This window comes from Sulfurihydrogenibium yellowstonense SS-5, from assembly GCF_000173615.1.
GTDB classification, from domain to species: Bacteria; Aquificota; Aquificia; order Aquificales; family Hydrogenothermaceae; genus Sulfurihydrogenibium; species Sulfurihydrogenibium yellowstonense.
The window spans coordinates 1-12859 of the sequence record NZ_ABZS01000021.1 but is presented as its reverse complement, the minus strand read 5'-3'; the positions used below and the strand labels follow the sequence as shown (position 1 = coordinate 12859).

Sequence of the window (12859 nt, the reverse complement as noted above, 5' to 3'; positions counted from 1 at the left end):
CGCTTGGGTCTATGTATCCTTCTATCACAATTTCTGCATCTGCCGGAACTTCTAAATCAACCGTTTCACATTTTACAAGCTTAACACCTCTATCTCTGATAATGCCAGCAAATAAAAATTCGTCTACATCTTCAGGCAGTGGAGCAGATGCACAGTAAGTAAGAACAGGGTCTGCACCTACTACTATGGCAACAGGAATTTTAACACCAAGCCTTTTAGCCTTCCAAAAATGATGAGAACCACCTTTATGGATCTGCCAATGAACTGTCACTTTGTCTCTATCTATAAGCTGTATCCTGTACATTCCTACATTTCTTATTCCATTTTCCGGGTCTTTCGAAATGACTATTGGAAGTGTTATAAATCTTCCACCATCTTTTGGCCAGCATTTTAAAACCGGAAAATCAAAGATGTTTACATCTTGACCTTTTTTGATTATTTCTTTACATTTTCCATCTTTGACAACAACAGGCAAAGCATCGTTTAGTTTTTTCAGTTCTGGCAGTTTTTTTAACTTGTCTAAAAATGTGTTAGGAATTTCTGGTTTTAAGATCTTATATAATTTCCAGCCGATACTTTCAAAATTTTCAACGCCCAGCGCCATTTTCATACGCTTTTCACTTCCAAAGGCATTAATTAAAACCGGGATGTTTTCGTATCCTTCAACATTTTCAAAAAGTAAAGCCTTTCCACCTTTTGGAAGTTTTGACATTCTATCCGCAAGTTCAGTTATTTCAAGAATCGGACTAACTTTACTTTTTACTCTGATTAACTCTCCGTTTTTTTCAAGGTCTGATATAAACTCCCTTAAATCTTCATACGGCATTTTTTTCTCCGTTTTCTACAACCTTTGCTTCTTCTGTTTTTTGATTTTCTAATAATTTTATTTGTTTTTTAATAACTAATCCACCAGAAAGTATAGTTCTTGTTGCCTCTTCAACGGTTAAATCTGTAAGAATAAGGTCTTCTTTTTTTACCATTATGGCAAACCCAGAAGTTGGGTTTATTGCTGCCGGTATAAAAACAATGTAATAATGTTCATTACATATTTTTAACTCATTAGCCACAAAGCCTATCGCAAGGGTGTCTTTATGTGGATACCTAACAAGAGCAACCTTTGAGAAATTTTCTTTCTTTGAGAATAATGTTTCCATCGTTTGCTTTGTTGCATTGTAAATAGAGCTCACTACAGGAATTTTTGAAATAAATTTATCCCAATATTCCAGTAATCTCTTGCCAAAATAATTTTGAGCTAAAAGTCCAAGAAGAAAGATGATGCTTAAAGTTACTAATATCCCAAGACCGGGAATATGAGGAACCGGAATACCAAGCTCTTCAATGTAAGGAAGTATTAGATTATTTACCGCTGATAAAACGGTCTTTACAACCCAAAATGTAACTATTTATAGGTATTAAAACAAAAAGTCCTGTAATAAATGTGTTTTTTAAATTTACTTTCATTTCTTAATTGCCTCCGGTCTTTTTACCGGTGGTTCTGGTAAATATTGGACAGCAGGAATTCCTGTCGGTTGAGGATATAAATCCATCAAAGCATAAACTTCTTCCGGCATTTCGGTGCTTACGTTTAGTCCCAAAGATTTTAGATAATCGTAGGTAAGCGGATAGTCATGCGTCCATTTTCCTTGAGATAGTTCATTCGCTATAAATTCAGCCTTTTCTTCACTATGTCCTTTTTTTATAAGAATTTCTTTAACTGTGTCTTTCATCTGCTTTAAAGCTTTTTTACTCATGTCAATTTTAACAAGCGTTTGATCATCTATATCTTTTGGCTCTTTCAACTGTTCTATCTTTACTAAGGATGCTGCCGGTTCCATTCCAAGCTGTGGGTCAACAGGTCCTAAAACTGCAAATGGGTCCATGACTATTTCGTCTGCAGCTAATGCTATTAACGTCCCGCCAGACATTGCATAGTGTGGTACTATTACCCTTACTTTTGCTGGATGTGCTACTAAAGCTCTTGCTATCTGTGTTGCAGCCAAGGCTATCCCGCCGGGAGTATGTATTATAAAATCTATAGGCTTATCTTTTGGAGTCATTCTGATTGCCCTTAAAACAGCCTCTGAATCTTCTATGGTTATCATCCTCATCATAAAAAATCCAAACAACGACCTTGTCTCTTGTCTATGGATTAATGTGATTACCTTAGAGCCATATTTTTCTTCTATAGCTTTTAATATTCTCTCTCTACTCCACTGAAGCATCTGGGCTTGAATTATAGGGAATATAAACAAAAAGAGGAAAATTAACCAAAATAGCTGTCCTATGAAAAAATAACCTGGTTCATTCATTATTTTTTACCTCCAAATTTTCGAAAACATTTCTTAACTTTTCTTCAAGTTCATCTTTTGAGTTTACCTCTTTGATTGCTTTTAATAAATATTTGTTATCCTCTAAGCCACCAATTACTTTTTGATAGCTTCCGGATTTATAACCTTTTTCTTGTCTTATATGATTGAGTATATTTTTGCCGATATAGAGAAGGTATAATTTATCAAAATCAAAGACTTCCGAGACAACCATACCAAAGAAAAATAACACGCCATTTAAATCTTGCCTTAAGGCTTTTTCTGCTACCCTTTCTATTAGATAGATGTAAATTTTTGTATTTTCTTCTTCTTTATACTTTTGTGCTAAATAATGGTTAATATAATCACCTTCTATATCTTTTAAATCTGAGAAGTCTTTGCTTAAACCCTTGTAAAAATAACTTAAATCCGGGTTTCTCTCCATAAGAACCAATGATAATACAAAATGAAATATGTCAGCAAGTTCAATTTCAAGATTTTCTATATCCGGTTCAATTTTTTTCCACCATTTCCAAGGTAAAGATTCAACAGATTCAGCACATTCAAGCCATATAGCTCTAAAAAAATCCTCTCTTGTTCTTATATTTTTCCAATTTACATCAATCTTTTTGTTAAGTTCATCTTGCAGTTTTAAACATTCATTTATTTTCTCTTCCAAGTAAAAATACCTCCTAATCGCTAAAAATACTATATTTTACTCTAAATACGTCGGGTTAGAAATTCAATAAAAGTAAGAGATTCTTTGCCGGCTGCAGAATGACAAATAAAGTTGCCTTTTCTCTGATGCCCATAAATCAACCTTTTCCTGTCATCCTGAGGACTTTAGTCCGAAGGATCTTCTTATCTAAGATTTTATAAAAATACCTAATTCTTTATCCAAAAATACTGTATTTATACTCTAAAAATTTTAAATACTCTTTATCTATTTTACCCATCTCTAACTGTTCTTTCAATGTGTAAAAATGGCTTATGTGTTCTTTCAATCTGTTTGTTGCATACTGTTGAGCTGTTTCTGTTGTTATTAAAAATGTCCAATCGCTACTTTGAGCCAGTAGGAGCTGAACTTCCAACTGTTTTAAGACTCTTTGATTGTTGTTATATTTAGATTTTAAGCTTTCTAAATCTCTTTCCATTTGATGTAAATATCTATAAACCCAGTGATTTTTTGGATTTATCCATACTTCATAGTATCCTTTATCGCCCCAAGATGATGGAGATGGTCTGATTACTTGGTTTTCTGGGTATATATTTAGATATTCAGATGGTGTAATTGCTTTAAATTGTTTATGTTTATCAATTTCTTTAAAAAGATTATATAAAAATTCTGGTCCTTCAAACCACCAATGGCCAAAAAGTTCTGCATCGTAAGGAGAAACTATTAACGGCAGTCTATCCATAAATTTACCAAGATATTCCATTTGTTTTTCTCTTGATATATGAAAATGTCCGGCATGAACCTTTGTCATTTCTTTTGCTTTATCCGGGTCGTATGGCTGTTTGTGGGCAAGGTCAACATCTCCCGTTACTCTGTAATATTTTATTCCTGTATAAACTCTAATTCCATCCGGGCTTATATAGTCTTTAATATAATCAAATTCAAGGTCAAAACCTATATCTCTATAAAAGTCTCTGTAGTTAGGGTCTCCCGGGTATCCTTCCTTTGCACTCCATACTTGCTTTGAAGACTCTGGGTCTCTTCCAAATGCTGCTACTTTTGATGGTGTATAAACAGGTGCAAAAACACCGTATCTTGGAGTTGGCTTTCCAAAAATCAATCCATGAGAATCTAAAAAGAAATACTCTATACCATGCTTAGCTAATATGCTATCAAGCCCATCGTAATATGCACATTCTGCAAGCCAAATGCCTTTTGGCTTTTTCCCAAAAAATTTTTCGTGAGTTTTGACTGCAAGCTCAATTTGTCTCTCTACAGATTGGATTTCTGGTTGAAGTAAAGGTAAGAACCCGTGGGTTGCATTGCAAGTAATTATTTCTATACATCCTTTTTCTTCAAAATATCTATAGCCGTTTAAAACATTTTGATTTAAAAATCCATAAAAAAAATCTTTAATTTCAGTAAACAGCTTGTTATAAAAATTTGCCAGCTTGTTAAATGTTTCACTTGCTCTTGTTCTCTTGATTTCTTTTTCTGTAAGGGATAGCATTTTGTCAAGATATTTTTTGTACTTTTCAATCAGTAGCCGGTCTGATAGCATATATGCTAAAGGTGGAGTGATAGAGGTTGTTATTCTAAAATCTACGCCTTCTTCTTCAAGCTTCTTAAATCTCATCAAAAGCGGTATGTATGTTTCTGTTATAGCTTCAAAAAGCCAATGCTCTTCAAGAAAGTATTCATATTCTGGGTGTTTTACAAATGGCAAGTGGGAATGTAATACTGGCATCCAATAGCCTTTCATTAAATCTTCCCTCCTTATGTTGTAGGTATGTATAAATTTAGTTTATATTCCTTAAAAATAAACAATTGGGAATATTCTAACATAACAGGATTTTAAAGGATGGGAGTGATGGGTCCGTGAAAGGATGTTAGCATTAAAGGAAAAATTAAAATCATTTCTTTGAAAATTTAATTACAATTCTTTAGAATGTATAGAAATGCCATAAGTAAGAAATTAGGAATTTTCACAGAATTCAAAAAGAAGATCTTTCAGACTTACATCCTTAGGGATGGCAAAGAAAATAAGTAGAAACAATTCATGAATTGTCATTACAGAAGAGGATGAGAGTTTAGAAGTAAAGTATCGCCATTTTGTAGCTGGAGAAAAATCTCATACTTTTATTGAATTTTCCACATGATACATGATGGTTTTTTAGATTATTTAGATTATATAGAAGTCCTTAAAAGATAATTAAATAGAAGAATTTTTAAAATAGTAAATTTTAATTAATGAAAGGGAGGACAAGCCTCCCTTCATATAGTGTGAAATTACTTTTGTTCAGCTGGTTTTTGTTCGCCTGCTGGAGCAGCTTGTTGTTCAGCTGGTGCAGGTGCAGCTTGTTGTTCAGCTGGAGCAGCTTGTTGTTCAGCTGGTGCAGGTGCTGCTTGTTGTTCAGCTGGAGCAGCTTGTTGTTCAGCTGGTTGTTGTTCTTCTTTCTTTTGGCAGCTGAAAAGTAAAGATGCTGATAATACAGCTGCTACTGATCCGAGTACTAATTTTTTCATTCTTAACTACCTCCTCTTAAAAAAATTTAGTCAATATTATAACATAAAAAAATTTGTAAAGTCTTAATTTAATTTAAAGTTAAAAACTTAGCTTAACTGACGGATTTAATCAGGGAAAAATTTGAATTTGAATTTTAATTTGAATTTATACAAACTTTGTCCTTAATATGGTAGAATTAAGAAAAAAATAATGCTAAAAAGGAGTTATTCTTGAACAAAAAGATATATAACAATCAAAGAGTTGCTATATTTGTAGACATACAGAACCTATATTATTCAGCAAGGGATACATTTAATAGAAAAGTAAATTTTGAAAGCATCCTTTATAAAACTCTTGGAGACAGGATTTTAGTTAGAGCCTTTGCTTATATAGTGAAGCTACAAGGTGTTGACCAAAAAGGATTTATAAACACACTTAAACATATAGGTTATCAAGTTAGAGAAAAGGAGCCAAAAATATTTAAAAGATTGGATGAAGAGGGTAATCTTTGGACAACGATTAAAGCAGATTGGGACATGGGGATAGCAATAGATGCTATAGCTTTATCTGAAAAGATAGATGTAGCCATACTTACGACGGGAGATGGAGATTTTAAAGACCTTGTAAAATACTTACAAACAAAAGGTGTCAAAGTAGAAATTGCAGCATTTAAACAAACAACAGCTAAAGAGTTAATAGAAGTTGCAGACGAATTCATAGATTTGACAACATTTGGCGAAGATATTTTCTTGTAAAAAACTTTATCAGACATAAATTATATAAAGTTAGAAGAAAATAAAATTCAAAATTATTCCGTAATGTTTGTAAAACGAAAATCAGGAGGTAAAAAGTTGGAAGAAAAGAATAATCAAGAAAATATTGAAAATCAAGAACAAAAACAAGAAGAAATTAGAGAAGAAAAGTCTTTAACAGAGCAAGAGAAAGATGAGCTTATAAAGAAGCTGCAAGAAGAAGTAGAAACGTTAAAACAAAAATTACAAAAAACAGAAGAAGCTGCAAAACGTTTAAGCGCTTTATATCAATCAATTCAAAAAGATTTTGAAGATTACAAAATTAGAGCAATAAAAGAAAGAGAGCAAATAAAAGAAGAATCTATAGAAAAGTTTGCAAAATCTTTTTTAGATGTGGTGGATAATTTTGAAAAAGCGTTAGAAAGCTTTAAAATATCTAACGATATGAACGCAATCATGCAAGGAATACAGATGACGCATTATCAAATTATAAACCTTCTTCAAAGCTATGGAATTGAAAAGATAGAGGCAGTAGGGAAATTTAATCCAATGGAACATGAAGCTTTAGAAACTATAAAAACAAAAGAGTATAGAAATAATCAAATAGTCAAAGTCCTTCAAGCAGGATATAAATATAAAGGTAAAGTTATAAGACCGGCAAAAGTAGTAGTTGCTATATCTGAGGAAGAAGAAATAACATAATGAATTTTTATAAACTTCTTGGCTTAAAAATAGATGCTACCGAAGAAGAGATAAAAAAAGCCTTCAGAAAGCAAGCCAAGAAGTTTCATCCTGATTTAAACAAAGATTCGGAAGAAATTTTCAAGCTTATCAACCAAGCATATAAAACTCTCATAGACCCAGAAAAAAGAAGTTCTTATAATAACATTCTTGGAAAATCAAATCTTTTAAATGTGTTTGAGGAAAAACTTCTTGAATTTTTAGGATTTACTGATAAGCCAAAAAATGGTTCAAACATTCATATTACTCTAAAAGTTAGCCTAAAAGATGCTATTTTGGGTAGTGAAAAAGTAATCACTTACAAAAGATATAAAACATGTGAAAATTGTGAAGGTTCGGGTCTCTCGCAATCAAGTAAGATTGTAAAGTGTAAAAAATGCGATGGAATTGGCAAAATCCAGACAAAAATAGGAAAAATTGTCTGTTTTAATTGTTTTGGTAAAGGATATGAAATTCTAAATCCATGTGAAAAATGTAAAGGACAAGGCTATTATAAAGGATTAGAATCTCTTAAAATTAACATTCCAAAAGGTATTGATGATGGAGAGAGGTTAAGAATTAGAAATTTAGGTCATGATGGTACAAACGGTGGAAAAAGCGGAGACCTGATAATAAGATTTAAACTGGTTGAAAATGTTTTTAAAAAATTAGGCAATGATTTGTATCTAAAATTAAAATTACAAAAGCCATTGGAAGAGTATGAAATTCTGAGAATTAAAACAATAACAGATGAGATTTTAGAGTTAAAAATTCCAAAGGAAGAAAAATTACCTTTAACTTTAAAAATTCCAAAGGAAGGCTACATAGACAAATCTGGAAATAGAGGAGATTTATATATTTATATTTTTTAAAGGTATGTAAGTCATGTCGTTTTGGGAAAATTAAAATAAATTATAAAACTCTTAGTTTGTTGCTTACTGACAAAAACTCTTAAACTGCGTCATTCTGCAACCGGTGAAGAATCTCCGTCCTTTTATACTCCTATTTCGTCATTCTGAGCGTCAGCGAAGAATCCCCTGCTTTTCTTTTCAAAAAATCAAAAGAGGAGATCCTTCGGACTAAAGTCCTCAGGATGATAGACAAAGTAATAATTGATTATTCTAAAGCTACAGCGAAGAATCTATTTCCTTTTATTTCTCACTTATTCACTGTATGGGCAATTCATGAATTGCCTCTGCTTACTTTTAAAAAGGATCTCCTTCGGACTTAAGTCCTCAGGACAGAAAAAAGTGATAATGTATTTTATTTAAAACATTCCCGGTGGTTTTCCTTTTGATACTATAAGTCTTTCTACCGGTTGTCCTTCAATTATATGTTTTTGAACTATCTCCTCTACGTCAGCCGGAGTAACATTTCCATACCAGATAGCATCAGGATATACAACTACATTTGGACCAAACATACATGGACCTAAACAACCTGTTGCAGTTACTGCCATTTTGTTAAAAAGTCCTTTTGTCATTAATGCTTCTTGGAATTTCATAAAAATTTGGTCAGAGCCCTTATCACCACAAGATGGCATTCCTGGTGGCTTTCTTTGCATACACACAAAAACATGTCTAAATTCTGACATACTATAACCTCCTGTTATAAATTTTCTCTCTCAGATTATATAAAAATAGTGTAGATTTTTAAATGATTTAAATTAGAAATTTTATTACTAACTACGATAATAAAATCCAAACTCCTCAGAAAGAACACCTTTAATTACCATTTCATTTAAAACTGTAAAAACATCAAATTTTCCATCTACCGATTCTATGATTTTATCAATATAAACCTTATCAGACCCGATGACTTGAAGTATAAATTTTTCTTCCTCTGTTAAATCTAAAACTTCTTCAAAATTTTCCTTTTTAAAATTTAAAAATGGTAAATGGTCTTTGAAATCTTCAAAGCTTGTTATTGGAATAGCTCCATCTTTTATAAGAAGGTTATTACCTGTTGCAGAAGATAGATTTATGTTTGCCGGAACTGTAAAAACTAACCTACCGTAATCATTGGCATAATTGGCTGTTATTAAACTTCCTGATTTTTCCGGTGCTTCAATTACAAACGTTCCATACGTCAACCCGGCTATAATTCTATTTCTATTTGGAAATGTGTACTGTGAAGGTTTTGTTCCAAACGGAAATTCAGAAATAATACAACCTTTCTCTGAGATTTCTTCATAAAGCTTTTTATTTTCGTAAGGATACACTATATCAATACCATTGCCTAAAACCGCAATAGTATAACCATTTTCTTTTAGAGTTATTCTGTGTGCCAAGGTATCAATTCCAGAGGCAAGTCCAGAAACTATAGTTACACCATTCTTTGCCAATTCTTTAACGATAGAATTTACTACATAAAGACCATAATTAGAATACTTTCTCGTTCCAACAACAGAAAGAGAGTTATCTAAATTATTTAAATTACCTTTAACATACAAAACCATCGGCGGGTCTGGAATTTCTTTTAGCAGCTTAGGATAGTTTTCAGAAGAAAAAGGAATTATCCGGACGTTGTATTTTAAAGCCTTCTCATACTCTTTTAAAGCTCTTTCTCTTAAAGATTTATCTCTATTTACGATTAAATTTGCTATATTTTCACCGAAGTTTTCTTTTAACTGATTAAAATCTGTGTTAAGAATATTTTCTGAAGTTTTAAATTTAAGTATTAAATTTTTAAAAGTTATATTCCCAATACCTTTTATAAATGAAATTTCAAGAGAGCTTAGGATCTCATTCAATGTTGATACTCCTTTTTAGTGTGATAAAATATTAGTATAACACAAGCATGAGGTTGCTATGTCAGAGGGGATACTTGATGAGTTTATAAATAAGCTCAAAAAAGATAAAAAATTAGAAGCGTATATTTTTTATGAAGAATCACCAATAAAAGTTGTTTTGCCTATTTTAGATATAGATTTTGGAAGAAAGCAGATTGAGTTTGAAATAAATCCAAAAATAGAAGCAATGATAAATCAGGAAAAAGAAATTTATTTAAAGTTTAACAATGAAGTTCTACTTTTAAGACCTTTATTTTGGAATAAGGAAACTTTAGTTACAACCTTTCCTTCTCTTGCTATAGAACCAAAAGTAAAAAGGGAACATGTAAGAGTAAAATGTTCCTCAAAAAATCCAATTCTATTAGAAATATATGATAACGTCAATGTATGCGTGTCGCTAAGGGACATTTCTGAGAAAGGGTTTGGTTTCAAGTTGCCAAAAACTGTCTATTTAGAATTAAATAAACCATACTCAGGAAAACTTAATATTAATGGTAAATCCTTGCCGATTGTTTTTAAAGCTCTTTACAAAATAGAAAGACCTGATAACACTTATAGATATGGTGCAAAAATTTTAAATGCAACAACTAAGGTTGAAGACGAAGTAGCAAAATACATTTTCGAAAGGCAAAGGGAAATTGCAAAGATACTTAATACTTTTGCAGATTAAGGTAAACCTAAAACTTTATGACACTGGGGTATAATTCTACTTTCAATACCAAACTTTAAAAGCTCATCTTGTAATTCTAACGCTTTTTTAACCATTTCTGGCTTATTACTTTCCGGTTGAAGTACGATAGTATCGTTTTTAATATACTCTATAAGGTCTGATCTTATAATATGTTTAATGCTTAGAGTTTCATCAACGACAAATTTAAACTCAGATACATAGGGTAAAAGATTTTTGTTTATAAAATAGAAAGGTGGTTTTGGAGAACATGTGATATAGATCTTAGACTTATCTAAGTTTTCAAAGTTTTGATTCCATAGGGTACCATTTGTTTCTATAAATACTTGATAACTGTTTTCTATAAGATTTTCAACTAAAACATCAAGATTTTCTGTAAAGAATGGCTCGCCGCCTGTGATACAAACTCTTTTTAGATTGTATTTTTTTATCTCGTCTAAAATATCAGTTATACTAAGTAGTTTAAAGTTTTCTCCTGTATAAGAGTAAGGAGTATCACACCAGCTGCATCTTAGATTACAGCCTTCCAATCTTATAAAGACAACAGGAAGACCTACCCATCTTCCCTCACCTTCAACAGAACGAAATATTTCAACAACTTTAAAAGTTTCTTTATTGAGGTCTTTCTTCAACAACTTCATAAGCTTCTATTATATCTCCAACTTTTATATCATTAAAATTCTTCAAAGTAAGTCCACATTCAAAGCCTTTCTGAACTTCTTTAACATCGTCTTTAAATCTTTTTAAAGAGTTTATCTCTCCATCGTATATTACAACGCCATTCCTTACCAATCTGGCTTTTGCATTTCTTTTAATTACGCCATCTGTAACATAACATCCTGCTATCGTACCAATAGATTTAGCCTTAAACGTTGCTCTCACTTCTGCAGTTCCGAGCAATACTTCTCTGTACGTAGGAGCAAGCATACCTTTCATTGCTTTTTCTAAATCTTCCAATGCTTGATAGATAATATTATAAACTCTTATATCTACGTTCTCTTCTTCTGCAGCTTTTCTTGCTCCTGCATCCGGTCTAACGTTAAATCCTATAATTATTGCGTTAGATGCTGCCGCAAGCATAACGTCACTTTCCGTAATTCCACCAACAGCACCGTGTATTATATTGATACTTACTTCACTAAATTTATTTGAGAGCTCTTCTATAGATTTTCTAAGAGCTTCTAAAGAACCTTGCGTGTCAGCTTTAATAATAATATTAACTTCTTTAACTTCGCTAAGATTTTCTAAATGTATTCTTGTTTTTTTAGCAAGAAGCTCTTCTTCTCTTCTTAACTTTCTAATTTCAGCTAACTGTTTAGCCTCTCTTTCTGATGCTTTTACAATAAATTTATCTCCTGCTTGAGGAACTTCTTCAAATCCAAGCACCTCTACGGGAGTTCCAGGTCCGGCTTCTTTAAGTCTTTCTCCTCTCTCGTTTAATAGCGCCTTAACCTTACCCCAAGTATACCCGGCTACAAAGTAATCTCCAACTTTTAAAGTACCATTTTCAACCAAGACAGTAGCTACAGGTCCTTTCTTAGGGTCTAATTTAGATTCAATAACTGTTCCTACCGCTGGCCTATTAGGGTTTGCTTTGAGTTCCAACATTTCAGCAACGAGTAAAACCATCTCTAAAAGCTCTTCTACATTCTTTCCGGTTTTTGCAGATACATCTACAAAGATCGTATCTCCGCCCCATTCTTCTGGGATAAGTCCATACTGGGTAAGCTCCTGTCTTACTCTCATAGGGTCTGCACCGGGCTTATCTATCTTGTTAACAGCTACAACGATAGGAACTTTTGCACTTTTTGCGTGGTTAATAGCTTCTACAGTTTGAGGTTTTACTCCGTCATCTGCAGCAACTACTAAGATAGCTATATCTGCAACTTTTGACCCTCTTGCTCTTAAAGTTGTAAATGCCTCGTGTCCTGGTGTATCCAAGAATGTTATTTCTTTTCCGTTAGGAAGTTTTATTTTATAAGCACCTATATGCTGAGTAATACCACCATGCTCTTTTGCTGCAACGTCTGTTTTTCTAATAGTGTCAAGCAACGTAGTTTTTCCGTGGTCTACGTGTCCCATTACTACCACGACAGGCGGTCTTGGAACAAGATTTCCTTCTTCTGCTGCTTCTTCAGAAAGGATTTCTTCTTCTGCTTCTTTTTCTTCCTCTACACCTTCTTCTTTTAACTCAGCTAAAAATCCGTGTTCTTCTGCTATTTCTATGGCTATTTTAGGGTCTATTGTTTGATTTACTGTTGCAAGTATTTTTCTTTTTAATAAATCCATTAATATTTGATTTACGGGAATATCTAATAAATCTGCCAACTCTCTAACTGTTATTACTTCAGGGATTTGAACGATTTTAATCTCTTCTTCTTTTGACTGCTCTTCTACTTCTTTTTTCTTCTCTTCTTTCT

General features: G+C 32.5%; 14 protein-coding genes. 4 read left to right on the top strand and 10 right to left on the bottom strand.

Annotated features, from left to right (window positions below; translation table 11 throughout):
• The 6 genes from SULYE_RS01590 to SULYE_RS01565 all read right to left on the bottom strand — a co-directional run.
• On the bottom strand, positions 1 to 826 hold an 826-nt coding region (locus tag SULYE_RS01590), incomplete at its 3' end, for a UbiD family decarboxylase (protein WP_007545841.1).
• Positions 816 to 1274, bottom strand: a complete 459-nt coding sequence (locus tag SULYE_RS01585) for a DUF502 domain-containing protein (RefSeq protein WP_232178536.1) — start codon at positions 1272 to 1274, stop codon at positions 816 to 818. The genes SULYE_RS01585 and SULYE_RS01590, both read right to left, overlap by 11 nt.
• Before the next feature lie 183 nt (positions 1275 to 1457).
• On the bottom strand, positions 1458 to 2309 hold the full coding sequence (locus tag SULYE_RS01580; RefSeq protein WP_007545837.1) for an SDH family Clp fold serine proteinase: 852 nt from the start codon (positions 2307 to 2309) through the stop codon (positions 1458 to 1460).
• Entirely contained in the window at positions 2302 to 2985 is a 684-nt protein-coding gene (locus SULYE_RS01575) for a dUTP diphosphatase (protein ID WP_007545835.1), read from the bottom strand. The genes SULYE_RS01580 and SULYE_RS01575 overlap by 8 nt, the downstream gene beginning before the upstream one ends.
• A gap of 214 nt (positions 2986 to 3199) precedes the next feature.
• Complete coding sequence (locus tag SULYE_RS01570; RefSeq protein ID WP_007545833.1) at positions 3200 to 4744, bottom strand: glycoside hydrolase family 57 protein; 1545 nt, start codon at positions 4742 to 4744, stop codon at positions 3200 to 3202.
• A 527-nt stretch (positions 4745 to 5271) separates the two neighbouring features.
• Positions 5272 to 5508, bottom strand: a complete 237-nt coding sequence (locus SULYE_RS01565; protein WP_007545830.1) for a hypothetical protein — start codon at positions 5506 to 5508, stop codon at positions 5272 to 5274.
• A 210-nt stretch (positions 5509 to 5718) separates the two neighbouring features.
• Here SULYE_RS01565 and SULYE_RS01560 point away from each other — a divergent pair, with 210 nt between their 5' ends.
• The 3 genes from SULYE_RS01560 (at position 5719) to SULYE_RS01550 (ending at position 7832) form a co-directional block, all read left to right on the top strand.
• Entirely contained in the window at positions 5719 to 6243 is a 525-nt protein-coding gene (locus SULYE_RS01560; protein ID WP_007545829.1) for a LabA-like NYN domain-containing protein, read from the top strand.
• Positions 6244 to 6339: 96 nt separating this feature from the next.
• Positions 6340 to 6942 carry a nucleotide exchange factor GrpE gene (grpE, locus tag SULYE_RS01555; protein ID WP_007545828.1) on the top strand — a complete coding sequence of 201 codons (603 nt, stop codon included), beginning with the start codon at positions 6340 to 6342 and terminating at the stop codon, positions 6940 to 6942.
• Positions 6942 to 7832, top strand: coding sequence for a DnaJ C-terminal domain-containing protein (locus tag SULYE_RS01550; protein WP_007545827.1), 891 nt, complete (start codon positions 6942 to 6944; stop codon positions 7830 to 7832). Before grpE ends, SULYE_RS01550 begins: the two co-directional genes overlap by 1 nt.
• Positions 7833 to 8227: 395 nt before the next feature.
• Here SULYE_RS01550 and SULYE_RS01545 read toward each other — a convergent pair whose 3' ends face one another.
• Both SULYE_RS01545 and dprA read right to left on the bottom strand, forming a co-directional pair.
• Complete coding sequence (locus SULYE_RS01545; RefSeq protein ID WP_007545826.1) at positions 8228 to 8554, bottom strand: (2Fe-2S) ferredoxin domain-containing protein; 327 nt, start codon at positions 8552 to 8554, stop codon at positions 8228 to 8230.
• Between the two features lie 87 nt (positions 8555 to 8641).
• Entirely contained in the window at positions 8642 to 9712 is a 1071-nt protein-coding gene (dprA, locus tag SULYE_RS01540) for a DNA-processing protein DprA (RefSeq protein ID WP_007545825.1), read from the bottom strand.
• Positions 9713 to 9770: 58 nt separating this feature from the next.
• On the opposite strand from dprA, the gene SULYE_RS01535 reads away from it, so the two are divergent.
• Positions 9771 to 10421, top strand: a complete 651-nt coding sequence (locus tag SULYE_RS01535) for a PilZ domain-containing protein (protein WP_007545824.1) — start codon at positions 9771 to 9773, stop codon at positions 10419 to 10421.
• On the opposite strand, the gene SULYE_RS01530 is transcribed toward SULYE_RS01535, so the two are convergent.
• Both SULYE_RS01530 and infB read right to left on the bottom strand, forming a co-directional pair.
• On the bottom strand, positions 10418 to 11080 hold the full coding sequence (locus SULYE_RS01530; RefSeq protein ID WP_052294927.1) for a 7-carboxy-7-deazaguanine synthase QueE: 663 nt from the start codon (positions 11078 to 11080) through the stop codon (positions 10418 to 10420). The two genes, SULYE_RS01535 and SULYE_RS01530, sit on opposite strands and share 4 nt — an antisense overlap.
• A partial coding sequence (gene infB / locus SULYE_RS01525) for a translation initiation factor IF-2 (RefSeq protein ID WP_007545821.1) occupies positions 11052 to 12859 on the bottom strand: 1808 nt, incomplete at its 5' end. The genes SULYE_RS01530 and infB, both read right to left, overlap by 29 nt.

Bases quoted from the DNA above. Each gene is read 5' to 3' on its own strand.
- SULYE_RS01570 (WP_007545833.1), bottom strand. From the start codon at position 4,744: ATGAAAGGCTATTGGATGCCAGTATTACATTCCCACTTGCCATTTGTA.
- SULYE_RS01580 (WP_007545837.1), bottom strand. From the start codon at position 2,309: ATGAATGAACCAGGTTATTTTTTCATAGGACAGCTATTTTGGTTAATT.
- SULYE_RS01550 (WP_007545827.1), top strand. From the start codon at position 6,942: ATGAATTTTTATAAACTTCTTGGCTTAAAAATAGATGCTACCGAAGAA.
- SULYE_RS01530 (WP_052294927.1), bottom strand. From the start codon at position 11,080: ATGAAGTTGTTGAAGAAAGACCTCAATAAAGAAACTTTTAAAGTTGTT.
- SULYE_RS01545 (WP_007545826.1), bottom strand. From the start codon at position 8,554: ATGTCAGAATTTAGACATGTTTTTGTGTGTATGCAAAGAAAGCCACCA.
- SULYE_RS01535 (WP_007545824.1), top strand. From the start codon at position 9,771: ATGTCAGAGGGGATACTTGATGAGTTTATAAATAAGCTCAAAAAAGAT.
- SULYE_RS01565 (WP_007545830.1), bottom strand. From the start codon at position 5,508: ATGAAAAAATTAGTACTCGGATCAGTAGCAGCTGTATTATCAGCATCT.